Origin of the sequence: Geodermatophilus sp. CPCC 206100 (genome assembly GCF_048569675.1) — a bacterium.
In the GTDB taxonomy this organism is placed as follows: Bacteria; Actinomycetota; Actinomycetes; order Mycobacteriales; family Geodermatophilaceae; genus Geodermatophilus.
Window position 1 is genome coordinate 53,699 of record NZ_JAQISV010000015.1, and the last position, 23,931, is coordinate 77,629.

At 75.6% G+C, this 23,931-nt stretch carries 30 protein-coding genes; 18 read left to right on the top strand and 12 right to left on the bottom strand.

The window, feature by feature from the left end; all coding sequences use genetic code 11:
• Positions 1-13 precede the first annotated feature (13 nt).
• From PGN05_RS08755 to PGN05_RS08765, 3 genes are read left to right on the top strand one after another with little or no spacing between them, the layout of a single operon-like run.
• A complete protein-coding gene (locus tag PGN05_RS08755; protein WP_419752144.1) occupies positions 14-187 on the top strand; it encodes a hypothetical protein in 174 nt (57 codons plus the stop codon).
• Between the two features lie 7 nt (positions 188-194).
• Positions 195-668 (top strand): RidA family protein, encoded by a 474-nt coding sequence (locus tag PGN05_RS08760; protein WP_419752145.1) that lies wholly within the window; start codon positions 195-197, stop codon positions 666-668.
• Positions 665-1,456 (top strand): NUDIX hydrolase, encoded by a 792-nt coding sequence (locus PGN05_RS08765; protein ID WP_419752146.1) that lies wholly within the window; start codon positions 665-667, stop codon positions 1,454-1,456. Before PGN05_RS08760 ends, PGN05_RS08765 begins: the two co-directional genes overlap by 4 nt.
• Before the next feature lie 66 nt (positions 1,457-1,522).
• On the opposite strand, the gene PGN05_RS08770 is transcribed toward PGN05_RS08765, so the two are convergent.
• Together PGN05_RS08770 and PGN05_RS08775 are read right to left on the bottom strand one after the other, a co-directional pair.
• Positions 1,523-2,197, bottom strand: coding sequence for a Crp/Fnr family transcriptional regulator (locus PGN05_RS08770; RefSeq protein ID WP_419752147.1), 675 nt, complete (start codon positions 2,195-2,197; stop codon positions 1,523-1,525).
• A 159-nt stretch (positions 2,198-2,356) separates the two neighbouring features.
• Positions 2,357-2,599, bottom strand: coding sequence for a hypothetical protein (locus PGN05_RS08775; RefSeq protein WP_419752148.1), 243 nt, complete (start codon positions 2,597-2,599; stop codon positions 2,357-2,359).
• 181 nt (positions 2,600-2,780) lie between these two features.
• Here PGN05_RS08775 and nth point away from each other — a divergent pair, with 181 nt between their 5' ends.
• The 5 genes from nth (at position 2,781) to PGN05_RS08800 (ending at position 6,617) form a co-directional block, all read left to right on the top strand.
• Positions 2,781-3,566 carry an endonuclease III gene (gene nth / locus PGN05_RS08780; protein ID WP_419752149.1) on the top strand — a complete coding sequence of 262 codons (786 nt, stop codon included), beginning with the start codon at positions 2,781-2,783 and terminating at the stop codon, positions 3,564-3,566.
• On the top strand, positions 3,563-4,147 hold the full coding sequence (locus PGN05_RS08785) for a TlpA family protein disulfide reductase (protein WP_419752150.1): 585 nt from the start codon (positions 3,563-3,565) through the stop codon (positions 4,145-4,147). The genes nth and PGN05_RS08785 overlap by 4 nt, the downstream gene beginning before the upstream one ends.
• Entirely contained in the window at positions 4,144-4,902 is a 759-nt protein-coding gene (locus PGN05_RS08790; protein ID WP_419752151.1) for an NUDIX hydrolase, read from the top strand. The genes PGN05_RS08785 and PGN05_RS08790 overlap by 4 nt, the downstream gene beginning before the upstream one ends.
• A 125-nt stretch (positions 4,903-5,027) precedes the next feature.
• Positions 5,028-5,432 carry a plastocyanin/azurin family copper-binding protein gene (locus tag PGN05_RS08795; protein WP_419752152.1) on the top strand — a complete coding sequence of 135 codons (405 nt, stop codon included), beginning with the start codon at positions 5,028-5,030 and terminating at the stop codon, positions 5,430-5,432.
• 3 nt (positions 5,433-5,435) lie between these two features.
• Positions 5,436-6,617, top strand: a complete 1,182-nt coding sequence (locus tag PGN05_RS08800; protein ID WP_419752153.1) for a MarP family serine protease — start codon at positions 5,436-5,438, stop codon at positions 6,615-6,617.
• A 305-nt stretch (positions 6,618-6,922) separates the two neighbouring features.
• On the opposite strand, the gene PGN05_RS08805 is transcribed toward PGN05_RS08800, so the two are convergent.
• The 3 genes from PGN05_RS08805 to acs all read right to left on the bottom strand — a co-directional run bounded on the left by PGN05_RS08805 (position 6,923) and on the right by acs (position 10,476).
• Positions 6,923-7,849, bottom strand: a complete 927-nt coding sequence (locus PGN05_RS08805; protein ID WP_419752154.1) for an alpha/beta fold hydrolase — start codon at positions 7,847-7,849, stop codon at positions 6,923-6,925.
• Positions 7,850-7,874: 25 nt separating this feature from the next.
• Positions 7,875-8,375: a phage holin family protein gene (locus tag PGN05_RS08810; protein WP_419752155.1), complete on the bottom strand. Its 501-nt coding sequence runs from the start codon at positions 8,373-8,375 to the stop codon at positions 7,875-7,877.
• 148 nt (positions 8,376-8,523) lie between these two features.
• On the bottom strand, positions 8,524-10,476 hold the full coding sequence (gene acs, locus PGN05_RS08815; protein ID WP_419752156.1) for an acetate--CoA ligase: 1,953 nt from the start codon (positions 10,474-10,476) through the stop codon (positions 8,524-8,526).
• 118 nt (positions 10,477-10,594) lie between these two features.
• Here acs and PGN05_RS08820 point away from each other — a divergent pair, with 118 nt between their 5' ends.
• Positions 10,595-11,365: an iron reductase gene (locus PGN05_RS08820; RefSeq protein ID WP_419752157.1), complete on the top strand. Its 771-nt coding sequence runs from the start codon at positions 10,595-10,597 to the stop codon at positions 11,363-11,365.
• Here PGN05_RS08820 and hflX read toward each other — a convergent pair.
• From hflX to PGN05_RS08835, 3 genes are all read right to left on the bottom strand, one after another.
• Positions 11,307-12,452, bottom strand: a complete 1,146-nt coding sequence (gene hflX, locus PGN05_RS08825) for a GTPase HflX (RefSeq protein ID WP_419752158.1) — start codon at positions 12,450-12,452, stop codon at positions 11,307-11,309. The genes PGN05_RS08820 and hflX overlap by 59 nt on opposite strands.
• A gap of 129 nt (positions 12,453-12,581) precedes the next feature.
• Positions 12,582-13,601: an S-adenosylmethionine:tRNA ribosyltransferase-isomerase gene (locus PGN05_RS08830; protein WP_419752159.1), complete on the bottom strand. Its 1,020-nt coding sequence runs from the start codon at positions 13,599-13,601 to the stop codon at positions 12,582-12,584.
• Entirely contained in the window at positions 13,598-14,293 is a 696-nt protein-coding gene (locus PGN05_RS08835; protein WP_419752160.1) for an SDR family NAD(P)-dependent oxidoreductase, read from the bottom strand. The genes PGN05_RS08830 and PGN05_RS08835 overlap by 4 nt, the downstream gene beginning before the upstream one ends.
• Before the next feature lie 80 nt (positions 14,294-14,373).
• Here PGN05_RS08835 and soxR point away from each other — a divergent pair, with 80 nt between their 5' ends.
• A complete protein-coding gene (gene soxR / locus PGN05_RS08840) occupies positions 14,374-14,844 on the top strand; it encodes a redox-sensitive transcriptional activator SoxR (protein WP_419752161.1) in 471 nt (156 codons plus the stop codon).
• Positions 14,845-14,914: 70 nt separating this feature from the next.
• Positions 14,915-15,766, top strand: coding sequence for a 4,5-DOPA dioxygenase extradiol (ygiD, locus tag PGN05_RS08845; protein ID WP_419752162.1), 852 nt, complete (start codon positions 14,915-14,917; stop codon positions 15,764-15,766).
• Between the two features lie 152 nt (positions 15,767-15,918).
• Here ygiD and PGN05_RS08850 read toward each other — a convergent pair whose 3' ends face one another.
• The 3 genes from PGN05_RS08850 to PGN05_RS08860 are packed head-to-tail and all read right to left on the bottom strand — an operon-like array spanning position 15,919 to position 17,959.
• A complete protein-coding gene (locus tag PGN05_RS08850; protein WP_419752163.1) occupies positions 15,919-16,185 on the bottom strand; it encodes a helix-turn-helix transcriptional regulator in 267 nt (88 codons plus the stop codon).
• Positions 16,182-17,039, bottom strand: coding sequence for an ABC transporter permease (locus PGN05_RS08855; protein ID WP_419752164.1), 858 nt, complete (start codon positions 17,037-17,039; stop codon positions 16,182-16,184). The genes PGN05_RS08850 and PGN05_RS08855 overlap by 4 nt, the downstream gene beginning before the upstream one ends.
• Positions 17,036-17,959 carry an ABC transporter ATP-binding protein gene (locus PGN05_RS08860; protein WP_419752165.1) on the bottom strand — a complete coding sequence of 308 codons (924 nt, stop codon included), beginning with the start codon at positions 17,957-17,959 and terminating at the stop codon, positions 17,036-17,038. The genes PGN05_RS08855 and PGN05_RS08860 overlap by 4 nt, the downstream gene beginning before the upstream one ends.
• Positions 17,960-18,037: 78 nt before the next feature.
• Here PGN05_RS08860 and PGN05_RS08865 point away from each other — a divergent pair, with 78 nt between their 5' ends.
• A complete protein-coding gene (locus PGN05_RS08865; protein ID WP_419752166.1) occupies positions 18,038-18,616 on the top strand; it encodes a hypothetical protein in 579 nt (192 codons plus the stop codon).
• Here PGN05_RS08865 and cobA read toward each other — a convergent pair.
• Entirely contained in the window at positions 18,606-19,859 is a 1,254-nt protein-coding gene (cobA, locus tag PGN05_RS08870; RefSeq protein ID WP_419752167.1) for a uroporphyrinogen-III C-methyltransferase, read from the bottom strand. The genes PGN05_RS08865 and cobA overlap by 11 nt on opposite strands.
• A 185-nt stretch (positions 19,860-20,044) precedes the next feature.
• Between cobA and PGN05_RS08875 the strand changes: the two genes are divergently transcribed.
• The 6 genes from PGN05_RS08875 to PGN05_RS08900 all read left to right on the top strand — a co-directional run bounded on the left by PGN05_RS08875 (position 20,045) and on the right by PGN05_RS08900 (position 23,893).
• A complete protein-coding gene (locus PGN05_RS08875) occupies positions 20,045-20,509 on the top strand; it encodes a hypothetical protein (protein ID WP_419752168.1) in 465 nt (154 codons plus the stop codon).
• Positions 20,506-20,799 carry a transcriptional regulator gene (locus PGN05_RS08880; protein WP_419752169.1) on the top strand — a complete coding sequence of 98 codons (294 nt, stop codon included), beginning with the start codon at positions 20,506-20,508 and terminating at the stop codon, positions 20,797-20,799. Before PGN05_RS08875 ends, PGN05_RS08880 begins: the two co-directional genes overlap by 4 nt.
• Positions 20,800-20,901: 102 nt before the next feature.
• Positions 20,902-21,945, top strand: a complete 1,044-nt coding sequence (locus PGN05_RS08885; RefSeq protein ID WP_419752170.1) for an AbrB family transcriptional regulator — start codon at positions 20,902-20,904, stop codon at positions 21,943-21,945.
• Between the two features lie 30 nt (positions 21,946-21,975).
• The gene (locus PGN05_RS08890; protein WP_419752171.1) at positions 21,976-23,022 is read left to right on the top strand and encodes an LLM class flavin-dependent oxidoreductase; all 1,047 of its coding nucleotides are present in this window, start codon (positions 21,976-21,978) and stop codon (positions 23,020-23,022) included.
• Positions 23,023-23,086: 64 nt separating this feature from the next.
• Positions 23,087-23,371 carry a hypothetical protein gene (locus tag PGN05_RS08895; protein ID WP_419752172.1) on the top strand — a complete coding sequence of 95 codons (285 nt, stop codon included), beginning with the start codon at positions 23,087-23,089 and terminating at the stop codon, positions 23,369-23,371.
• A gap of 93 nt (positions 23,372-23,464) precedes the next feature.
• Complete coding sequence (locus PGN05_RS08900) at positions 23,465-23,893, top strand: hypothetical protein (protein ID WP_419752173.1); 429 nt, start codon at positions 23,465-23,467, stop codon at positions 23,891-23,893.
• Positions 23,894-23,931 lie beyond the last annotated feature (38 nt).

Below are 23,931 nucleotides of genomic sequence, written 5' to 3' on the forward strand. Positions count from 1 at the left end.
CTAGCGTCGCGCCATGAGCGATCCGGCCCGCGTCAAGTGGGAGTACGCCACCATCCCGCTGCTGATCCACAACACCAAGGCGATCCTCGACTCCTGGGGTGTCGACGGCTGGGAGCTGGTGACCGTGCTCCCCGGCCCGGCCGGCTCCGACCAGCCGGTGGCCTACCTCAAGCGCCCGGCGGGCTGACGCCGCCATGACCGCGCCGCAGACCCAGAGCTGGCACGCCCGCCTGGCCGAGCTCGGCATCCGCCTGCCGGCCGTGGCCGCGCCCGTGGCCGCCTACGTGCCGGCGGTGCGCACCGGCTCTCTGGTCTTCACCTCGGGGCAGCTGCCCTTCGTCGACGGCGGGCTGCGCCGCACCGGCAAGGTCGGTGGCTCGGTGGACCCCGAGGACGCCGCGCACGACGCCAAGCTGTGCGCGCTCAACGCCCTCGCCGCCGTCGACGACCTGGTCGGGCTGGACTCGGTGGCCCGCGTGGTCCGCGTGGTCGGTTACGTGGCCAGCGCGGAGGGCTTCACCGGCCAGCCGCGCGTGGTCAACGGCGCCAGCGAGCTGCTCGGCCGCATCTTCGGCGACGCCGGCCGACACGCCCGCAGCGCCGTCGGTGTCGCCGAGCTGCCCCTGGGCGCCCCCGTCGAGGTCGAGCTGACGGTCGAGCTCCGGTGAACCCGCCGCGCCAGGCGGCGACCGTGCTGCTGCTGCGCGACGGCCGGCGGGGGCTGGAGGTCTACCTGCTGCGCCGCACCCGCGGCATGCCGTTCGCCGGCGGGATGACCGCCTACCCCGGCGGCGGGGTGGACCCGCGCGACGGCGACGTCGAGACCGCCTGGGCCGGCCCGTCCCCGGTGCAGTGGGCCGCGGCCTTCAGCTGCTCGGAGCGGGCGGCCCGGGAGCTGGTCTGCGCGGCGGTGCGCGAGACCTTCGAGGAGGCCGGGGTCCTGCTGGCCGGGGCGCCCGACGGCGGGGCGGTCGTGCCGGACGTCACCGGCGACGACTGGGAGGAGCAGCGCCAGGCGCTGCTGACCCGCGAGCTGTCCCTGGCCGAGCTGCTGGCCGACCGCGGCCTGGCGCTGCGCTCGGACCTGCTGCGCCCGTTCGCGCACTGGGTCACCCCGCCCGAGGAGCGGCGGCGCTACGACACCAAGTTCTTCGCCGCCGCCCTGCCGGTCGGGCAGGAGGCGCGGCACGTCACCGGGGAGGCCGACGAGGCCAGCTGGCTGACGCCCGAGGCGGCCCTGACCGAGATGCGCGGCGGAACCCGCCCCATGCTGCCGCCTACCATCCACACCCTCGGCCAGCTCGCCGCGTTCCCGGACGTCGCCGCGGCGCTGGCCGGGTCCCCGCCCGAGCCGCTGCAGCCGATCAGCCCGACGTTCGAGGAGCAGCCCGACGGCCGCTGGGCGGTGCTGCCCGACGGCACCCGCATCCGGCTCGTCGTGCCCCTGCCCGCCTGACCGCGCTGGCCTCCCTGCAGGGGCCCGCCGTGAGCATGCGAGTGACGGGGGCAGGGAGGTCCCCTCTCAGCGTGCGCGGCGGCGCAGGCGCTCCTCGTCGAGGACGACGACCGACTTGCCCTGCAGCTGGATCCAGCCGCGGTGCACGAAGTCGGCCAGCGCCTTGTTCACCGTCTCGCGGGAGGCGCCGACCAGCTGGGCCAGCTCCTCCTGGGTGAGGTCGTGCTTGACCCGCAGGCCCTCGCCCTCCCGGCTGCCGAACCGGTCGGCCATCTGCAGCAGCGCCTTGGCCACCCGGCCGGGGACGTCGGTGAAGATCAGGTCGGCCACCGAGTCGTTGGTGCGGCGCAGCCGGCGGGCCAGCACGTGCAGCAGCCGCTCGCCGACCTCGGGGTGCGCCTCGATCCAGGGGCGCAGCACCGACTGCGGCATGCGGGCGAGCTTGACGTCCGTGACCGCCGTCGCCGTCGCGGTGCGCGGGCCGGGGTCGAACACCGAGAGCTCACCGAACTGGTCGGAGGGCCCCATGACGGCCAGCACGTTCTCGCGGCCGTCGGGCGAGCGGCGGGAGAGCTTGATCTTGCCGGACATGACGATGTAGAGGCTGTCGCCCGGCTCGCCCTCGTTGAACACCACGCGGCCCCGGGGGAGCGTCACCGTCTCCAGCCGGCTGGCGACCGGGTCCACCGCTTCTTCCGGAAGCCCCTGGAAGAGCCCGGACTGGGCCAGCACCTCGTCCACTACGCGTCCTCTCGCACGACCACTGGGAGCCCCGACGGCCGGTTGCTCCCGGTCCGGCGCACGCCGGGCGGCGCCGTACCGGGTCGAGTCTAGGGGGCTGTGCCCATCGTCACCCGTTCGGTGGGCGAACGGCCGACCCCATCGGGGGAGCCGGCCACCTCACACGACGGGGGGTTCGGCCTCCTGCAGCACCCGCGCGCTGCGGCGCCGGCGCCAGCGCGCCATCGCCCGGCGGATGCCCGACGTGGCGAGGGTGTCGACCTCGCCCTGGCTGGCCGTGTTGAGGAACTCGGCCACCTCGCGGGGGCCGGTGGGCCGCCGCAGCGGCTCCTCCACCCGCTCCATCACCAGCAGGAAGGCGATGAGCAGCGGTGGGAACAGGATCACGATGAGGGCGACCACGGGGTACCTCCTCCATCTCGACGCCGGAGCGCGGTCGTCGTCGTCCCGAGGACGCCGGACCGGTCGCCCCCGCGCGCACTGGCTGCGTACCCCACGCCCCGGCGGGCGATACCCGGCCGGCGACGGCAGCGATGATGTCACGCACCGGGGAGCGTCGGCGGGTCCGCCTACCCTCGACCGCGTGTCCTCGCCCGCCTACGCACGTCCCGTCCCCCCGCACGCCCGGCGCGCCGCTGCCCGCGGTGGCTCGCCGTTCGACCCCGAGGAGACGTCGCTGGCCCGCACCCGGCGGGCGCGGCGCATGGCGCGGGAGCTGGCGGTCATCCACCCCGACGCCCACTGCGAGCTGGACTTCACCAACGCCTTCGAGCTGCTCGTGGCAACCGTCCTGTCGGCGCAGACCACCGACAAGATGGTCAACAAGGTCACGCCGACGCTGTTCGCGAAGTACCCCGACGCGGTGGCCCTCGCCGGAGCCGACCGCGAGGAGCTCGAAGCGATCCTCAAGCCCACCGGCTTCTTCCGCGCCAAGGCCAACTCGGCGCTGGGCCTGGCGCAGGCGCTGGTGGAGCGGTTCGACGGCGAGGTGCCCGGTCGCATGGCCGACCTGGTGACCCTGCCCGGGGTGGGCCGGAAGACGGCCAACGTCGTCCTCGGCAACGCCTTCGACGTCCCCGGGCTGACCGTCGACACCCACTTCGGCCGGCTCGTGCGGCGGTTCGGCTGGACGGCGGAGGAGGACCCGGTCAAGGTCGAGGCCGAGATCGCCGAGCTGATCCCCAAGCGGGAGTGGACCATGTTCAGCTACCGGGTGATCTTCCACGGCCGGCGGGTCTGCCACGCCAAGAAGGCGGCCTGCGGGGCGTGTGGTCTGGCCCGCTGGTGCCCGTCGTACGGCATCGGCCCCACCGATCCGGAGGTCGCGCTGAAGCTCGTCAAGTCGCCGGCCGCCTCCGACACGGAATGACCGCCCGCGGCCGGGCGGCGGTCGCCGCCCTGGTCTCGATGGCCGTGCTGGCCGGGTGCGGCGCCGGGGACGACGACGCGGGCGCCGCCGCGTCCCCGACCCCGGCCGTCGAGAACACCACCGCGCCCTGCCCCGAGCAGCCGGCCGAGCCCGCCGGCGGCGGGGAGGTGCTGGCCGACGTGACCGTGGACTGCCTCGGCGGCGGGCAACTGGCCCTCGGTCGCGCTCAGGGGCGGCCCACGGTGGTCAACCTCTGGGCCAGTTGGTGCGGGCCCTGCCGGGAGGAGCTGCCGCTGGTGCAGCAGCTGGCCGACGCCGCCGGCGACCGGCTGCGGGTGGTGGGGCTGGTCAGCCAGGACCCGGCGAGCAACGGCGTCGCCTTCGCCGCCGACGCGGGCATCACCATGCCCACCGGGATCGACGAGGAGGGCGAGCTGGCGATCGAGCAGGGGCTGCGCGGACTGCCCTACACCTACCTCCTCCGTGCCGACGGCTCGGTCGCCCACCTGCAGCTGCGCCCGGTGACCTCCTACGAGCAGCTGCGCGGCCTGGTCGCCGAGCACCTGGGGGTGACGCTGTGACGGCGGCGCGGGACGACGGCCTGCCGGAGTACCTGCACCGGCTGCTGGACGCCGGCGCCGACCTCCCGCTGCAGCACCGCATGCCCCGGCCGACGGCGACCGCCCGCCGCTCGGCGGTGCTCATCCTCTTCGGCGAGGGCCCGCGCGGGGCCGACGTCCTGCTCATCGAGAAGTCCGCGCACCTGCGCACGCACGCCGGGCAGCCGGCCTTCCCCGGGGGCGGGGTCGACCCCGGCGACGACTACCCAGTCGGGACGGCGCTGCGCGAGGCGGAGGAGGAGGCCGGGATCGACCCCGACGGCGTCCGGGTGCTGGCCACGCTGCCGGAGCTGTTCCTCGGGCCCTCGGACAACCTCGTCGTCCCCGTGGTGGGCTGGTGGGACGACCCGCGGGACGTGTCCGTCGGCGATCCGCGGGAGGTGGCGCGGGTGGCCCGCGTCCCGCTGGCCGACCTGGTCGACCCCGCCAACCGGTTCCGCACCCGGCACCCCTCGGGCTACGTCGGCCCGGCGTTCGGGGTGGCCGGCATGGTCGTCTGGGGGTTCACCGGGGCGCTGCTCGACGCGATCCTCGAGGCCGCGGGACTGGCCCGGCCGTGGGACACCGGCGACGTGCGGCCGCTGCCCGTGCTCGGCGTGCGGCGGCCGCAGCTGCCCGGGACGCCGGACACCGCCGAGGCGGAGGAGGCCGCCGCGCCGACGGTCGCCGACCCCGCACCGGACGGGCCTCCGACGCGTACGGTTCCCCCGCGATGAGCGGCAGAAGGACCTCCGTGCCCCCCGTGGAGGACCTCCCTGCCCCCCACCACTCGCAGGCTCGCGGCAGGATCCTGCAGGGGGGCCGGTCGTGGCTCGCGGCGGGCCCCTGCAGGAAGGCCGCTGTGATCGTTGCCGCAGTGGTCCTGCTCGCCGGCTGCGGTGGGGCGGACGCGCCGCCGGCGGCCGAGTCGTCGTCGACCGCACCGGGGGCGGTGACCACCGCGCCCGACGGCGTCCAGGAGGTCACCCTCCGTACGCAGGACGACTACGTGTTCACGCCCGCGACCTTCACCGTCGCCCCGGGCAGGGTCCGGCTGACCGTGGAGAACGTCGCCGAGCAGCTGACCCACAACCTGCGGTTCCGGCCGGACGCCGTGCCGCAGCCGATCCCGGAGGAGATCACGCTGCTGGCACCGGGGGAGAGCCGCACCATCGAGTTCACCGTCGAGCAGCCCGGGGACTACGTCTTCGACTGCACCTTCCACCTGCAGCTCGGGCAGACCGGCACCATGACGGTCGAGGGCTGACCGGTGTCCCTCGTCGACCTCGCCCTCATCGTCCTGGCGCTGGCCTTCGCCTTCACCGGCTTCCGGCAGGGCGTGATCGTCTCGGCCGCGTCGTTCTTCGGGTTCTTCGGCGGGGCGGTGCTCGGTGCCCAGCTGTCCGGCCCGGTCGCCGGCGGCATCGACGGGTCCCCGGTGACGCGGGTGTTCGTCGCGCTGGTCGTCGTCCTGGCCGGGGCGCTGCTGGGGCAGGTGCTCGCCGGTGCGGTCGGCCGGGCGGTGCGCCGCCGGGTCACCTGGGAGCCGGCGAAGATCGTCGACGCGGTCGCCGGGGCGGTGCTCTCCGCGGCGGCGGTCCTGCTGGTCGCCTGGATGGTGGCCACCCCGCTGGCGACGGCGCCGTTCCCCCAGGTCGCCGGCCAGGTGCGGCAGTCGGCGCTGGTGCAGGCGGTCGACCGCAGCGTCCCCGACGGCGTCCGGTCGGTGTACGACTCGCTGCGGGAGGCGATCGACCGTCGCGGCCTGCCCGACGTGCTCGACCCGCTCACCCCCACCGAGGCCCCCGACGTCCCGGCACCCGACCCGGCCCTGGCCGCCAGCCCCGTGGTGACCGCGGTGCGTGGGTCCGTGGTGCAGATCAGCGGGGTCGCGCCGTCGTGCTCGCGGCAGATCGACGGCTCTGGCTTCGTGTACGCGCCCGAGCGGGTCATGACCAACGCGCACGTGCTGGCCGGCGTCACCGACGTCGTGGTCGAGGCCGAGGGCGAGGACTACGACGCGACGCCGGTGTTCGTCGACGAGGCCACCGACGTCGCCGTGCTGGCCGTCCCCGGGCTGCCGCAGGTGCCGCTCACCTTCGCCGACGCCACGGCCGACGCGGGCGACAGCGCGATCATCATGGGCTACCCCGGCGGCGGCGAGCTGTTCATCGGGCCGGCGCGGGTGCGCGCGCACGGGGACATCAGCGGCCCGGACTTCCGCAAGACGGCGACCGTCGTCCGCGACGTGTACTCGCTGTTCGGCGAGGTGCGGTCGGGCAACTCCGGCGGCCCGCTGTTCGACCCGGAGGGCCACGTCCTCGGCGTCGTCTTCGCCTCGGCGATCGACGACCCGCAGACCGGCTACGCGCTCACCCTGGACGAGGTCGGCGAGGCCGCCCGGCAGGGGCAGACGGCGACCGCGGAGGTCCCCACCGGCGCCTGCGAGTAAGAGGACCCCGTCCCTCTCCCCGCTCGCAGGCTCGCGGCGAGCCTCCGGACGGGGCCAGGAGCCGAGGCGGGACCCCGTCCCTCTCCCCGCTCGCAGGCTCGCGGCGAGCCTCCGGACGGGGCCAGGAGCCGAGGCGGGACCCCGTCCCTCTCCCCGCTCGCAGGCTCGCGGCGAGCCTCCGGACGGGGCCAGGAGCCGAGGCGGGACCCCGTCCCTCTCCCCGCTCGCAGGCTCGCGGCGAGCCTCCGGACGGGGCCAGGAGCCGAGGCGGGACCCCGTCCTCCCCACCGAGGCGGGGTCCTCCCTCAGCGGGCCCAGGCGACGAGGGCCTCGCTGACCTGGTCGGGGGTCTCCTCCTGCGGGAAGTGCCCGACGCCGGGCAGCTCCCGCCACTGGTAGGCGCCGGCGACGTAGCGCCCCGAGCCGCGGGCCGACGAGGGCAGCACGCACGGGTCGAGGTCGCCGTGCAGCTGCAGGGTGGGCGCGGTGACCGGCGCGGCCATCCGGCGGGCGTACCGCCAGCCGTCAGGGCGCAGCTGCGAGCGACCCGCCCACCGGAAGTACTCCATCGAGCCGTAGGCGGCCTGCGGGATGCGCGCCGCGGAGCGGTAGCGGGCCACCGCCTCGGCGAAGTCGGCGGTCGACGTCCAGGCCGGGCCCGCCCACCGGCGGATCAGTTCGGCCACCGGGTCGTCGTCGGCCCGGGTGAGCCGGCGCTCGGGCACCCGCGGCAGCTGGAAGCCCAGGACGTGCCGCAGCGCCCGCCGCTGGGCCCGGTCCCGCAGCGCCGCCCGCAGCTGCCGGGGGTGGGCCATCGACAGCACGGCCAGCCGGCGGACGCTTCGCGGGTGCAGGGCGGCCACGCTCCAGGCGACCAGGCCGCCCCAGTCGTGCCCGACGACGACGGCGTCCTCCTCGCCGAGCGCGCGGACGAGGGCGGCGACGTCGGAGGCCGCGGTCGGCAGGTCGTAGCCGCGCGGTGGCTTGTCGCTGCCGCCGTAACCGCGCAGGTCGGGCGCGACGGCGTGGAACCCGGCGGCGGCGAGGGCGGGCAGCTGCGCCCGCCAGGTCCACCAGAACTGCGGGAAGCCGTGCAGCAGGAGCACCAGCGGGCCCTCGCCGGCCTCGGCGACGTGCAGCCGGACGCCGTTGGCGGACACGTCGCGGTGGCTCCACGGGCCGGGGAGCAGGACGCTGGTCGCGTCGGGCGGCTCCTCCTCGGGGGCGGTCACGGGTGCGGTCGTGGGCCGCGCCCCCTCAGACGGTGTAGTTGTCGCTGCCGCGCAACTGCACCCGGCCGTTGGTGACGGTCGGGACCTCGCGGCGGCGCTCGCCGGGGGCCTCGCGGTGCACGACCTCCGGCAGCTCGCGGAGGGTCTCCAGGGTGCGCTCGGGCTTCTCGATCTTCTTGAGCGACGCCCGGCCGAACAGCGCGGCGATGCCGGCGAGCAGCACGAGGAAGACGGTGACGATCAGGTAGGACAGCCAGCGGGGCAGGCCCTCGGCGATGGCCTCGGCGATCGCGACGAAGAAGTAGATGCCAGCGAAGGCCAGCAGGACACCGGCCGCGGCGAACGCGCCGGCGCCGATGCCGGCCTTCTTCGCCGACTTCCCGATCTCGGCCTTGGCCAGTTCGACCTCACTGCGGATGAGGGTCGAGACGTCGGCCATGGCGCTCTGCACGAGCGTGCCGATCGAGGTCTCCTCCGCGCCGGCGGGCCGGCCCTGGGATGGGGTCGACGATGCGCTGTGGGCCACGGGGGGCTCCTCCCTGGACGGTGCTGTCGGACGTCGCCGCGCGGACGCGCCGGCTGGGGGAATCGTGCCCCATGATCGCCGGCCGCGCGTCCCAGGTCCCCCGACCGGAGTGCAGGAGCGCAGGAAACCCGCGCTCCTGCACTCCGCTTCACTCGTCCGAGCCGGCGCTGGCGGGCAGCTTGTCCTTGATCAGGTTCATCACCGAGGAGTCGGTGAGGGTGGTGACGTCGCCGAGTTCGCGGTTCTCGGCGACGTCCCGCAGCAGCCGGCGCATGATCTTGCCCGAGCGGGTCTTGGGCAGCTCCTGCACGACCATGATCTGGCGCGGCTTGGCGATCGGGCCGATGTCCCGGGCCACGTGGTTGCGCAGCGTCTGGACCAGGTCGTCGCCGGAGTCCTCGGCGCTGCCGCGGAGGATGACGAACGCGACGATGCCCTGGCCCGTCGTCGGGTCGCTGGCGCCGACGACCGCCGCCTCGGCCACCGACGGGTGCGCGACCAGCGAGGACTCGACCTCGGTCGTGGAGATCCGGTGCCCGGAGACGTTCATGACGTCGTCCACCCGGCCGAGCAGCCAGATGTCGCCGTCGGCGTCCTTCTTGGCGCCGTCCCCGGCGAAGTAGACCTCCTTGCCGAAGCGGGACCAGTAGGTGTCGACGTAGCGCTCGTCGTCACCCCAGATCGTGCGCAGCATCGCCGGCCACGGCTCGGTGAGCACCAGCAGGCCGGTGGTGTCGTCGCCGAGCTCCTTGCCCTCGTCGTCGACGACCTTGGCGGAGATCCCGGGGAACGGGGTCTGCGCCGAGCCGGGCTTGAGGTTCGTGACGCCGGGCAGCGGGGTGATCATGTGCGCGCCGGTCTCGGTCTGCCACCAGGTGTCCACGATCGGGCAGCGCCCGCCGCCGATGTTCTGGTGATACCAGAGCCAGGCCTCGGGGTTGATCGGCTCACCGACCGAGCCGAGCACCCGCAGGCTGGTCAGGTCGAAGCCGGCCGGGATGTCCTCGCCCCACTTCATGAACGTCCGGATCACCGTGGGGGCGGTGTAGAGGATCGTCACGCCGTACTTCTGGATCAGCTCGAACCAGCGGCCGCGGTGCGGGGTCTCCGGCGTCCCCTCGTACATGACGCTCGTCGCCCGGTTGGCCAGCGGCCCGTAGACGATGTAGCTGTGGCCGGTCACCCAGCCGACGTCGGCGGCGGTCCAGTAGACGTCGGTGTCGGGCTTGAGGTCGAAGGTGGCCCAGTGCGTGTAGGCGACCTGCGCCAGGTAGCCGCCGGAGGTGTGCAGGATGCCCTTGGGCTTCGCCGTCGTCCCGGACGTGTACATGATGTAGAGCGGGTGCTCGGCGTCGAAGGACTCCGGGGTGTGCTCGGTCGACTGCCGCTCGACCAGGTCGTGCCACCACAGGTCGCGGCCCTCGGTCCACGCGACGTCCTGCTCGGTGCGCCGCACGACGAGGACCGAGCGCACGCCCTCGACGCGGGAGACGGCGTCGTCGACGGCGGGCTTGAGGGCGCTCGGCGCGCCGCGCCGGTAGCCGCCGTCGGCGGTGATGACGACCTGGGCGCCGGCGTCGGTGAGCCGGCTGGCCAGGGCGTCGGCGGAGAAGCCGCCGAAGACCACCATGTGCACCGCGCCGATGCGGGCGCAGGCGAGCATCGAGATCACCGTCTCCGGGATCATCGGCATGTAGATGGCCACCCGGTCACCGGCCCGGACGCCGAGCTCGACGAGGGCGTTGGCCGCCTTGCAGACCTCGTCCTTCAGCTGGGCGTAGGTGATGGTGCGGGTGTCGCCGGGCTCGCCCTCCCAGTGGTAGGCGACCTGCTCGCCGTGGCCGGCCTCGACGTGCCGGTCGACGCAGTTGTAGGCGACGTTGAGCTTGCCGCCGACGAACCACTTGGCGAAGGGCGGGTTGGTCCAGTCGAGGACCTCGTCCCACTTCTGCGTCCAGGTGAGGCGCTCGGCCTGCGTGGCCCAGAACGAGAGGCGGTCGCGCGACGCCGCCTCGTAGACGTCGGGACCCACGTTGGCCTGCCCGGCCACCTGCTCCGGCGCCGGGAACCGGCGGCCCTCCACCTCGGTCGACTCGCTCATGCGGCTCCCTCCCGTTCTCAGGCGTCGTCCGGGACGACGGGCGTGCTCCCCACCACACCGTATGGGCCCGGGCCGGTCCGCGTCTGCCCCGCGTCCGCGCAGGCGGGAGACTGGCCCGGTGACCGGGGAGCCGCACGCCCGGGTCGCCGCCCGGGTGCCGGGTGCGGCGGCCCTCGGCCTGCTCGCCCCGCCGTCGGTCCCGTCCGTCCCCGCCGCGCTGCTGGCCGATCCGGGCTGGACCGCTGAGCGGCTGACCGAGCTGGCCGCGCGCCACGGCGGCGGGGACCGGCGGACGCTGGCCACGGTGTGGTGGTACTCGGCGTCCACGGTGCTGCTCACCCCGTCGCTGGCCGGCCTGGTGACCGGGCGGCCGCTGTCGGCCCGGCTGGCCGACACCGCGCTGTCGGTGCTGCCCGGGCCCCGGCTCCTGGCGGCGACGGCGTCGGCACCGGGCCGCGATCTCGCCGCCGAGCTGCGGGAGGCGCTGGCGGCGGTGGTGGCGACGATCGCGGCCGTCGGTGGGTTGCGCCCGCGGCCGCTGCAGGCCGTCGCCGCGGACGCGCTGGCCGAGCGGCTGCTCACGCTGGGCCGGGCCGTCGGGGACGAGCACCGGGCGACCGCGCTGGCCGCGCCGCTCGCGGCCGCGGTCGGGGGCATGCCCGTCCCCGGGTACGTGGACGTCGCCGGGACCCGGTTCGTCCGGCGGGTGTCGTGCTGCCGGCTGTACCGGGTGCCGCGGCCGATGCTGTGCACGGCGTGCCCGCGCCGGCCCCCTGCGGAACGGCACGCCCTGCTGGCGGCGGCCGCCGGAGCGTCCGGAGCGTCCGCCGCTACGAGCCCAGCCGCTGCTCCACCGCCCGCCGGAGCATCTCGACCCCCTCGCCGGTGAGTGCGGACACCGGGACCGCGTCGGGGTAGGCGGTCCGCAGTGCCGCCATCCAGCCGGGCGGGGCGACGTCGACCTTGTTGAGTGCCAGCAGCTCCGGGTGGTCGCGCGCGCCGATCTCGTAGAGCACCCCGTGCACCGCCGTCACCTGAGCCATCGCGTCGGGCGCCGAGGCGTCGACGACGTGCAGGACCAGCTCGGCGTCCACGACCTCCTCGAGCGTGGAGCGGAAGGCGTCGACCAGCTGGTGCGGCAGGTGGCGGACGAACCCGACGGTGTCGGTGAGCGTGTACGGCCGGCCGTCGGGCGTGCGGGTCCGGCGCACCGTGGGGTCCAGGGTCGCGAACAGCGCGTCCTGCACCAGCACGTCGGCGCCGGCGAGGCGGTTCATCAGCGCGGACTTCCCGGCGTTCGTGTAGCCGGTCAGTGCCACCGAGGGGACCTGGTTGCGCCGGCGCCGCAGCCGGGTCCGCTCGCGCCGGCGGGCGGTCTGCTGCACCTGCCGGCGCAGGAGGGTGATCCGGCGGCGCAGGTGCCGGCGCTGGCTCTCCAGCCGCATCTCGCCGGGTCCGCGGACACCCGTGCCCGCGCCGCCGGCCGTCCGGCCACCACCGACACGGGACATCTCCGTGCCGTGGCCGGTGAGCCGGGGCAGCTGGTAGGCCAGCTGGGCCAGCTCCACCTGCGCCTTGCCCTCACTGCTGCGGGCGTGCTGGGCGAAGATGTCGAGGATCAGCGCGGTGCGGTCCACCACCCGCGCCCCCAGCCGCTCCTCGAGGTTGCGGACCTGGGTGGGGGACAGGTCGCCGTCGGCGATGACCAGGCCGGCGGCGCGGTCGGCCACCATGGTCGCGAGCTCGGCCACCTTCCCCGAGCCGAGGTAGGTCGCCGGGTCGGGCCGGTCGCGGGGCTGCACCAGCCGGCCCACGACCTCGACCCCGTCGGTGTCGGCCAGCCGCTCCAGCTCGTCGAGGGGGTCGGCCGCGTCCCCGCTCCCCGCCCGCAGGCCGAGCAGGACGGCGCGGGCGGCTCCGTCGTCCCGGGTGTCGGCGTCCTGCGTCTGCGCGCCCATCAGCCACGTGCCTGGCATGTGCTCCTCCGGATCCCGGGCGCCGCGCCCGGTCCAGGGCCGGGACGGGCGGGCCGTCCTGGTCCGCGATCCGGCTCCCCCCAGCTTCGTCGCCGGAGCCCGCCCGTGCACCCCGCCGGGCGGGCCGTCCTACGGCAGGAAGAGCATCGTGTCGCCGTACTCGTGCCACAGGTAGCCCTCGGCCACCGCGGCGGCGTACGCGTCCTCCACCATCGCCCGCCCGGCCACCGCCTCGAGGAGCAGCAGGTGGCTGGCGTCCGGGGCGTGCAGCCCGGTGACCAGCCCGGTGACGACGCGGGCCGGCCGGTCGGGGCCGAGGACCAGGTCGGTCCAGCCCTCGGCCGGGCGGGTGGTGCCGTCCTCGCCGGTCGCGGACTCCAGGGCCCGCGTGACCGTCGTGCCGACGGCCACCACCCGGCGCCCGGCCGCGCGGGTGCCGGCGACCAGCCGCGCGGTGACCTCCGGGACGCGGAACCGCTCGGGTGCCGGTGGCTCGTGCAGCTCCGGGCTGGAGACGCCGGCGTGCAGCACGACGGGGGCGACGGGGATCCCGCGGCTCATGAGCCGCACCAGCAGCCGGTCGGTGAACGGCCGCCCAGCGCTGGCGTTCTCGGCGCTGCCCGGCTCGGTGGCGTAGACGTTCCGCGCGTCCGACAGCGGCACGGCGGCGCTGAGGTACCCGTAGCGGATCGGCGTCCCGTGCCGGAGCAGGTGCGCGGCGGCCGGCACCCACGGCTCAGGCCGGGCCCGCCACAGGCGGGTGGCCTGAGCCGGGTCGGGGAAGCCCGCCAGCAGCCGGAGCCGCACGCCGCCGGGGAGGTCGACCTCGGTGCCCGGCTCCACCCCGCGGTCGGGCCCGTCGTTGTCCGGACGGCGCAGCTCGACCACCCAGTCGCCGTCGTCCAGTGCGGTGGACACGTGCAGCGGCGTGCGGGTCCCGTCGGCCCGGCGGACGTCGAGCCGCGCGGGCAGCGTCGCCGAGGTGTTGACCACGACCAGGTCGCCCGGCTCCAGCAGGTCGGGCAGATCGCGGAAGACGGCGTGCGCGATGCCGTCCGGCCGCACCGCCATGAGCCGGACGCCGTCGCGGGCCAGGCCGCGCCGCTCGGGAGGGGCGGCCGCCTCGCGGCCCATCGCGACGGCGCTCACCGGGCGGCCTCCGCACCGACCGTCAGGTCCGCCGCGCGGTAGCGACCGCTGGGCAGGTCGCCGTCCACCAGCTGGAGCAGCGCCGGGACGACGCTCCGCGGATCCGGGAGCCCGGTCGCGTCGGGGTCGGCGGCGCGGTGCATGTCGGTGGCCATGTCGCCCGGGTCGACGGCGTGGATCCGCAGAGCGGGCAGCTCGACGGCGAGGACGGCGGCCAGCTGGTCCAGCGCCGCCTTGCTGGCGCCGTAGCCGCCCCAGCCGGGATAGGCCTCGACGGCGGCGTCGCTGCTGACCAGGAGCACCCGGCCCCCGGCCCGTTCCAGCGCCGGCAGCACCAGCTGCAGCAGGGCCAGCGGCGCGACGGTGTTGACCGCGAGCACCCGTTCGAACGCGGCCACCGGCAGGTCGGCGAGCCGGGGCAGCGGGGTGGGGCCGAGGTCGCTGGCGTTGGCCACCAGCAGGTCGAGGCGGTCGCCGACGGCGGCGGCGAGCGCGGCCCGGTGGGCGGGGCCGGCCACGTCGCCGGGGACGGCGGTGACCAGGTCGGGGCGGGGGAGGGCCGCGACCGCGGTCGCCAGCCGGTCGGCGTCGCGCGCGTCGGCCACCACCCGCCAGCCGCGGCGGACGAGCGCGTCGGTGAGGGCTCCCCCGAGGCCGCGGGAGGCTCCGGTGACCAGTGCTGTCGGTGTCATGGAGTCACCGTGCGGCTTCTAGTTGACTTGAAGTCAAGAGCTCGAGTTCACTCGAGGGAGACGCCATTCGAGGAGGCCCCGTGACCGACCTGCTGACCATCGGCCAGGTGGCCGAGCGCTCGGGGGTGGCGGCGTCCGCGCTGCGCTACTACGAGGCCCAGGGCCTGGTCTCGGCGTCCCGCACCGGGGGCGGTGCCCGCCGGTTCCCGCGCAGCGTGCTGCGCCGGCTGGCCTTCATCCGCGCCGCGCAGAACGTGGGGCTGTCCCTGCCGGAGATCCGCACGGCGCTCGCGACCCTGCCCGAGGGCCGGACCCCGTCGGCGCGGGACTGGGCGCGGCTCTCGCAGGGCTGGCGGGACCGGCTCGACGCGCAGATCGAGGCCCTGGTGCAGCTGCGGGACGGGCTGTCGTCCTGCATCGGCTGCGGCTGCCTGTCGCTCACCCGCTGCCGGCTGTCCAACCCCGGGGACGTCGCGGGCGAGGGCGGCCCCGGCGCGCGCTGGCTGTCCCCGGCGCTGCGCCGGGTGCCCCCGGTCTCCAACGCGGGGTAGCCGTCCGCTCTCGCCCCGGGCCGGGAGGGCGGGAGATGATCGGCCGGTCGCCGTCACTGGGGAGGGTCGCATGCCGGTCATGCCCGCCGCGTTCATCGGCCACGGCAACCCGATGAACGCCCTGGAGGAGAACCGCTACACGCAGGCCTGGCGCGCCTTCGGGCGGGCGGTGCCGCGGCCCCGGGCGATCCTGGTCGTCTCCGCGCACTGGTACGTGCACGCCACCGCCGTGACGGCGATGCCCCGGCCGCGCACCATCCACGACTTCTTCGGCTTCCCGCAGGAGCTCTTCGAGGTCCGCTACGACGCCCCCGGGCTGCCGGGGCTCTACCAGGAGGTCGCCGACGTCGTGCACCCGTCGTGGGTCGGCGCCGACCTCGACAGCTGGGGCATCGACCACGGGGCCTGGTCGGTGCTGCGGCACGCCTTCCCGGAGGCCGACATCCCCGTCGTTCAGCTGTCGATCAACGCGCTGAAGGGGTTCGACTACCACCTGCAGCTCGGGGCGTCGCTGGCGCCGCTGCGCGAGGACGGCGTGCTGGTCATCGCCAGCGGCAACGTCGTCCACAACCTCGGCGGGGTCAGCCGGGCCCTGCCCGATGCCGGCTTCGACTGGGCGCGGCGGTTCGACGAGCAGGCGCAGGAGTTCATGCAGCTGGAGCCCGCGGAGGTGGCCCGGCTCGACGGGCACCGCGACTTCGACCTCGCCGTCCCGACGCCCGACCACTTCCTGCCGCTGCTGTACCTGGCCGGGATGGCCGGCGCCACCGGCACGACGGCCGACGTGCTGGTCGACGGGTACGCCTACGGCTCGCTGTCGATGACCGCCTACACGGTGGGGATGACGCCGCCGGTCACCGACGGCGCGGGCTTCGCCGCGCCCCTGCCCGAGGAGCCACCGGCGGACGGCGCCAACATCTGAGGAAGGACCCCCTCCTCCCCACCCCTCGCTCCGCTCGGGGCGGTGCCCGGGAGGGGGCCAGGAGCCGAGGGTGACCCCGTCCTCCCCACCCCTCGCGAGCTCGCGGCGGGACCCTGCAGAGGGGCCAGGAGCCAGCAGGAGCTGGTCCCCTCTCAGCCGGCCTCGGAGGACGACCGCGCGGCGTCGCTGATCCGGGGGAACGGCGACGTCGAGAACACCACCTCGACGGGCAGCCGGAAGAACTCCGCGATGCGCAGCGCGAGGTGCAGGCTCGGGTTGTACTCGCCGCGCTCCAGGTAGCCGATCGTCTGGTAGTGCACGCCGAGGGCGTCGGCCAGCTCCCGCCGGGTCACGCCCTGCTCGGCCCGCAGCAGCGCGATCCGGTTGTAGACGGCGTCCCCGGAGCGGTCCCCGGTCAATGGACCCACTGCAGGGCGGCATCGCGCGCCGCGGCGACCTGCGAGCCGGACTGGCGGCGGGCCATCCGCCGCAGCACCACCGGCGTGACGAGCAGGCCGGCGACCGCCCAGGCGGCGAGCACGAGCACGACCGTGCCGGTGCGCCAGGAACCCCCGAGCTCGACCGCGGCCGCCGCGTCCGGCAGGAACGCCGAGCGCATGCCCAGCCCGATCCAGTAGGTCGGGAAGACCTGCGCGACCGCCTGCACCCAGCCCCACAGCGCCTGCACCGGGAAGAAGATCCCCGAGATCACGGTGACCACGACGACGGGCAGCATCCCCCACGTGCCGACCTTCTGCGTGCCGGGCACGACCGAGCCCAGGATGATCCCGAGCGGCAGCGTGGCGAGCAGGCCCAGGGCGAGCACCCAGGCGACGGTGAGCCACCCGCCGACCCCGCTCGGCATGACGTCCTCGAACAGCAGGGCGCTGGGCACGAGGATGACCAGCAGCGTCGGCAGCAGGCCGAGGGAGTGGAAGACGACCTGGCCGGTGACGTACCCCTCCATGCCGTGCGGCAGTGCCTTGTGCCGCAGCAGCGTGCCGTCCTCCCGCTCCATCGCGAGGGCGAACGCCGGGCCGATGACGACGCCGAAGGCGACCAGTGCGGCGAGGATGCTCGGCAGCGCGACCGACGGGTAGAGCAGCGTCGTCCCCTCGACCTCGCTGTCGCGGTTGAACCACAGGTACACGAGCGTGGCCACGCCCATGAACAGGTAGAAGCCCTGGTCCTGCGCGCTGCGCAGGCTGAGCAGGAACTCGGTCCAGCCCCGGCGGGCGCCGAGCCGGACGGCGTAGGCGGTGCTGCCGCTCACGGGGTGACCTCCACGAGCTCGGGCCGGGTGCCGGACTCCTGCCGGGCGACCATGGCGATGTAGGTGTCCTCGAGGCTGGCGCGGTGCACCTCGAGGTCGGCGACCTCGTCGCCGTGCTGCTCGAACAGCTGCCGGACGAACGGCGTCGCGTCGTCGGTGGCGTGCACGAAGCGCTCGCCCCGGCAGGTCCACCGCACCTCGCTGGTGCCGGCCACCTGCCGGGTCAGCTCCGCGGCGCTGCCGTCGGCCACGATGCGGCCGCCGGCGAGGATGAGGATGCGGTCGGCCAGGCGCTCGGCCTCGGCCAGGTCGTGCGTCGTCAGGAGGATGCTGGTGCCCTCCAGGTCGGACAGCCGGTGGACCAGGTCGTGGAAGTCGCGCCGGGCCTGCGGGTCGAACCCGGCGGTGGGTTCGTCGAGGAACAGCAGCTCCGGGCGGCCGATGATGCCGACGGCGACGTCCAGCCGGCGCCGCCGCCCGCCCGAGAGCGTGGCGATCTTGCGGTCGGCGTCCTCGGCCAGGCCCACCGTCTCCAGCAGCCAGTCGACGTCGTAGGGCCGCGGCTGCTCCGGCGTCGAGTAGGGCCGGTAGTAGCCGCCGAGCTGGGTGAGCAGCCGCCGCGGCGTCCACCGCGCGTGGTCGCGCCAGGACTGCAGGACGACGCCGACCCGGGCCCGCCACTCGTCGCCGGCCCGCGCCGGGTCGGTGCCGAGCACCCGCACCTCGCCCGCGGAGCGCAGCCGGAAGCCCTCCAGGACCTCGATCGTCGTCGTCTTGCCCGCGCCGTTGGGCCCCAGCAGGCACACGACCTCACCGCGGTGCACGTCGAAGTCGACGCCGGCGAGGACCTCGTGCGTGCCGTAGGTCATCCGCAGGCCCCGCACCTGTACGACCGGGCCGGGGTCCACGTCCGTCTCCATCGCTGCCTCCTCGTAGCGCTCGCGCTTCCGAGATAGTAGAACTACTACATCAGACGTACAAGTGCTCAAGGAGGCAGGGTGCTGCGGTCGGCGGTGGGCGCGGTGGTCCGGTCCGAGGCCGGCATCGCTCGGGCGCTCCGGAACGGGGTGCGCGGGCGGGCGCCGGCCTCAGGGGGCGCGGTCGCGCTGCCCTACGCGGGACGCTTCGGCGTCGTGGTCGGCGGCATGGTCGCGATCGGCGCCGTGGAGCTCGGCGTCGTCCACCTGCTGCTGCCGTGGCCGGCGGTGCGGTGGGCGCTGTTCGTCCTCGGCGTCTACGCGCTGGTGTGGGCCGTCGGCTTCGGGCTCACCCTGCGCCAGCACCCGCACCTGCTCCGCGGCGCGGACCTGGTGCTGCGCTTCGGGCACTTCCGGTCGACGGTCGTCCCGCTGCAGGGTCTGGTCGGGGCGCGGCGCGCGGTCGACGCGCAGCACCGCCGGAACGTCGTCCTGGAGGGGGACCGGCTGGCGCTCTCCGTGCTGGGGGAGACCAACGTGGAGCTGCGGTTCGACCCGCCGGTGCAGGTCCCCGGGCAGCCGCGACCGGTGGCCCGCGTCGCGTTCTTCGCCGACGACCCGGCCGCCGCGGTGCGGGAACTGCGGGCGCTCAGCGGCTGACAGTCGTCCCGAGCCGCACGACCTCGCCGACCACCCAGACCGCCGGGGGCCGGATGCCCTCGTCGGCCAGGGCCTGCGCCAGTCCACCCAGGGTGGTGCGCACCGTCCGCTGGGACGGGCTCGCGCCGTCGGCGACGACGGCGACCGGCGTCCCGGCGTCCCGGCCGTGCCGGACCAGCGCCTCGGCGATCGCCGGCGCCGTCTCCACGCCCATGAGGACGACGAGCGTCCCGGTCAGCCGCGCGAGCGCGACCCAGTCGACCAGCGACGACGGGTGCCCCGGGGGGAGGTGGCCCGAGACGACGGTGAACTCGTGGGTGAGGCCGCGGTGCGTGACGGGGATGCCGGCCAGCGCCGGGACGCCGATCGCGCTGGTCACCCCGGGGACCACCTCCACCGGGATGCCCGCGGCGGCGCACGCCTCGACCTCCTCCATCCCCCGGCCGAAGACGAACGGGTCCCCGCCCTTGAGCCGGACCACCCGCCGTCCGGCGCGGGCGTGCTCGACCAACAGGGCGATGATCTGCTCCTGCGCCATGGACCGCCCCCGCGGGAGCTTGGCGGCGTCGATGACCTCGACCTCGGGCGGCAGGGACGCCAGCAGTCCCTGCGGCGCCAGGTGGTCGGCGATGACGACGTCGGCCTGGGCCACCGCCTGCTGGCCGCGGACGGTGACCAGGCCGGGGTCGCCCGGCCCGCCGCCGACCAGGACGACGCTGCCCCGGGAGCCGCCCGCGGGCGCCCGCCCCGCGGTGTCGCGGATGGTGCCGTCGGTGAGCCCGGCGACGACCGCGTCGCGGACGCCGACCGACCGCTGCGGGTCCCCGCCCCCGTGCACGCCGACGACGAGGTCCCCGAGGCGCCCGACGGCGGGGGTCCAGGCGCTGGACGCCGACCGGTCGTCGGCGCGGGCGCAGAAGACGCGGTTCCGCTCGGCCTCGGCCGCGACCGTGGCGTTGACCGCGGGGTCGTCGGTCGCCGCCACCGCGTACCAGGCGTCGGCCAGGTCCCCGTCCGCGTAGCGGCGCCGCACCCAGGTCACCGACCCCGGCTCGACGAGCGCCTCGAGGGCCGGCGTCACCTGCGGGCTGACCACGGTCACCCGGGCCCGGGCCTCCAGCAGCCCGGCGACGCGGCGGTGGGCGACCTGGCCGCCGCCGACGACGACGACCCGGCGGCCGAGCAGGCGCAGGCCCACCGGGTAGACCACTCCGCTGGCCGGGTCGACCGGGGTGGCGTTCACGGGCGCTCCGCGCCGGGGCGGCGGGTCGGGTCGGTGCTCAGCGGATCTCCTCGGGGAGGGCACGAGCCGCGACGGCGGTGGCGCGGGAAGCGGGCGAGACCAGGATCGCAGGCCGGTGCGGCACCGGCACGACACCCCGCACGAGTGACTTGACGCATCGGAAAGTGACGAGCATGCTTTCCGACATGGAAAGCCACGAGGTCTCCGACCGCGCCGCCGCCGCCGCCGACCTGGCCGCCCTCGCCGGCTCCCGCGCCGCGCTCGCCGACCGGGTGGTCCAGCCGTGGTGGTACGACGTCTCGCTGGGGGTGCTGATGGCCGTGTTCATCAGCTCGTACACCACGCGCAGCGTCTGGTGGATCATGGGCGGGCTCGCCCTCCTCGCCGTGGGGTCGCTCCTGCTGGTCGGCGTCTACAAGCGGCGCACGGGTGTCTGGCTGAGCGGGAAGCGCGGCGGAGCGCCGCAGAAGGCGGTCGCGGCGTTCGCGGTGCTCTACGGAGCGGCCCTGGCCGGCGGCGCGCTGGCGGAGTACCTGCTCGAGATCCGCGGCGCGATGGTGGTCGCCGGGATCGTCGCCGGCGTGGGGGTCGCCCTCACCAGCCGCTGGTGGACCCGGCTGTACGTCGCCGAGCTGCGGAGCGGGGTGTGACCACCGTCGCCCCCCGGTTCGACGCGGTCATCCACCCGCCGCCGCGGCTGCAGATCTGCGGCGTGCTGGCGGTCGTCGACACGATGGACTTCGCCGCCGTGCGCGAGGAGGTCGGGGTCAGCGACTCGGTCCTCTCCAAGCACGTGCGGCAGCTGGAGGAGGCGGGCTACGTGAGGGTGCGCAAGGCCACCCGGGCCGCCCGGCTGCGCACCAGCCTCGCGCTCACCGACGCCGGCCGGGCCGCCTTCGACGCGCACGTGGCCGAGCTGCGCCGGATCACCGGCGCCTGAGAGAGCCCGGGCACCCGCTCCCGGGCCCGGGTGCGGCGACCGGCAGAGTGGTGCGCCGTGTGCGCTGCGGGGCGATCCGGTCGAGTGGCCGACGCGGCGCTCGTGGTCGCCGCAGCCGTGGCCCTCACGGTGCTCCTCGACGCCGTCGACCTGCCTTCGCCCTCGCTGTTCGCCGGGCTGATCGCCGGCCTGGTGCGCGGCCTGGCCGGCCGCCGGCGGCTCGTCGTCCCGCGCCAGGGGACGGTCGCCGCCCAGGGGCTGATCGGGGTGTCCATCGGCGCCCTGGTCGACGTGGAGACGCTCGCCGCGATCGGCCGGGACTGGCTCCCGGTCCTCTCCGTCACCGTCGGCACGCTGCTGCTGACCATCGTCGCGGGGCTGCTCATGCGGTTGCAGCCCGGGATCAGCCCGGTGACCGGCGCCTTCGCCATGATCGCCGGCGGCGCCTCGGGCATCACCGCGATGTCCCAGGAGCTGGGCGCAGACGACCGGATGGTCGCGGTCCTCCAGTACCTGCGGGTGCTGATCATCGTCGTGCTCATGCCGGTGGCCGCGACGGCACTGTTCGGCGCCGAGCCCGGGTCCGGCGGCCCGGTGGTCGACGACGGCGGCCCCGGCTGGCCGGCCGGCCTGGCGTTCTCCGCCGCCTGCCTGCTGGCCGGCGTCCCGCTGGCACGGCTGCTGCGGATCCCGGTGCCGGCGCTGCTCGGCCCGATGCTGGTGGCGGCCGCCCTGGACCTGAGCGGGCTCTCGCGAGGTGCGGAGGTCCCGGCGCTGCTGGAGGTGGCGGCGTTCCTGCTGATCGGCCTGATGGTGGGGCTCAACTTCACCCGCGACAGCCTGCGCACCATCGGGCGAGCGCTGCCCCTGGCGCTGGTCGTCATCCTGGGGGTGATCGCCGGCTGCGCCGGGCTCGGGGTGGTCCTGACCGTCACGACGGAGGCCAGCCCTCTCGACGCCTACCTCGCCACCACCCCCGGCGGGCTGTACGCCGTCCTGGCCACGGCTCAGGACGGCGGCGCCGACGCCACCTTCGTGCTCGCGGTCCAGGTGCTCCGGCTGTTCGTCATGCTGCTGGCCGCGCCGCTGCTGGCCCGGTGGCTGCGCGGCGCCGGTGGGGAATCCGGGGTCCCGCAGGGCGGTTGACCGCTCGACCGACGACGGCAGGGAGTGGCAGTGGAGCTCGGGGTCTACACGTTCGGCGACGTCCTCCGGGACCCGCGCACCGGGACGACGATCAGCCCCGAGCAGCGGCTGGCCCACCTGCTGGAGGAGGTCGAGCTCGCCGACCAGGTGGGCCTGGACGTCTTCGGCGTCGGGGAGCACCACCGGCGCGACTACGCGGTGAGCTCGCCGGCCACCGTGCTCGCCGCGGCCGCCGTCCGGACGTCGCGCATCCGGCTGACCAGCGCCGTCACGGTGCTGTCCTCCGAGGACCCGGTGCGGGTGTTCCAGCAGTACGCGACGGTCGACCTGCTCTCCCACGGCCGGGCCGAGGTGATGGCCGGGCGCGGCTCGTTCATCGAGTCCTTCCCCCTCTTCGGCCACGACCTCGACGACTACGACGAGCTGTTCGCCGAGAAGCTGGACCTGCTGCTGCAACTGCGCGACGCCCCGCGGGTGACCTGGTCGGGCCGACACCGCGCGGCGCTGGCCGACCAGCCGGTGTTCCCGCGCCCGGTGCAGGACCCGCTGCCGGTGTGGGTGGCGGTCGGGGGCAACCCGCAGTCGGTGGTGCGCGCCGGCGCGCTCGGCCTGCCGCTGGCGCTGGCGATCATCGGCGGCGAGCCGGCCCGGTTCGCGCCGCTCGCCCAGCTGCACCGCCGGGCCGCCGAGCAGTACGGGCACGGCCCGCTCCCCGTGTCGATCAACTCGCACGGCTTCGTCGCCGACACCTCGCAGGCCGCCGCCGACAGCTTCTACGAGACCTACGCCGAGGTGATGACCCAGCTGGGCCGCGAGCGCGGCTGGGGGCCCATGACCCGCCCCGACTTCGACGCGCTGGCCGGCCTGCACGGCGCGGTCGTCGTCGGCAGCCCGCAGCAGGTGGCCGAGAAGATCCTCTTCCAGCACGAGGTGTTCGGGCACGACCGCTTCCTGGTGCAGTCCTCGCTGGGCGCCGCGCCGCACCGCGAGGTGCTCCGGTCCATCGAGCTGCTGGGCACGGAGGTCGCCCCGATCGTGCGGGCCGAGCTGGGCTCCCGGTCGCGGGCGTCGGCCTGAGCACCCCCTCGCCGGACGCCGCCGGCCGGCGCGCGCGCCTACCCTGGCCCGGGGTGCGAGGGAGGTGAGGGAGCTGTCCGAGGAGATGACCGGTACCGACGCCGGGACGCAGGACGCCGTCCTGCTGTTCGTGGGCGGTCCGCTGGACGGGCGGGTGGAGATCCGCGAGGCGCGGCACGGTGAGCCGCTGCCGACGATCACCCACGTGCACCTCCACGGCGGGCCCAAGGTGGTGCACCGCTACGACCTCACGACGCTGAGCGGCTCGGCCGGCGTCTACACCGTGCGGCCCCGCTGCACCGCGCGCGAGGAGCCGGTCGCCGAGGGGCCGGTCGCCGAGGGGTCCTGACAGCCGTCACCGCCGGTCGGTGACGGGCGGCACTGCCGAGCGCCGCGGCCCGGTGCCACGGTCGTCGGGTGACGACCTCCCGGAGCGCCCGCCGTGCCTGACGCGCTGCTCGCCCTGCACGTCCTCGCCGGGACGGCGGGGCTCGTGCTCGGTCCGGGATGGCTGCTGGCCCGGTGGCGGCACCGCGGCGGCGCCGGGATGGCCGCGGGTTACCAGGTCGCCGTCGCCGGCGTCGCCCTCAGCGGTGCGGCCCTCGCGGTCGCCGTCCCCGGGCTGGCCTGGTTGTGCGCGGTCGCCGTCCTCACCCAGGGGCTGGCCGTGGCGGGCGCGCTCGCCCGGCGGCGCGGGTGGCGGACCTGGCGGACGCTCCAGCCGCACCTGCTCGGCGGCTCCTACGCGGCCCTGCTGACCGGCGCCCTGGTGGCCGGCACCGGGTCGCCGGTGTGGTGGGTGGTCCCCGCGGTGGTGGCGCAGGTCCCGATCGCGGTCGCGAAGCGCCGGCTGCACGCGCTGCCGGCCTGAGCCGGCGGGCCCGCGGGCGGGTTCCGCGACGGGCCGGC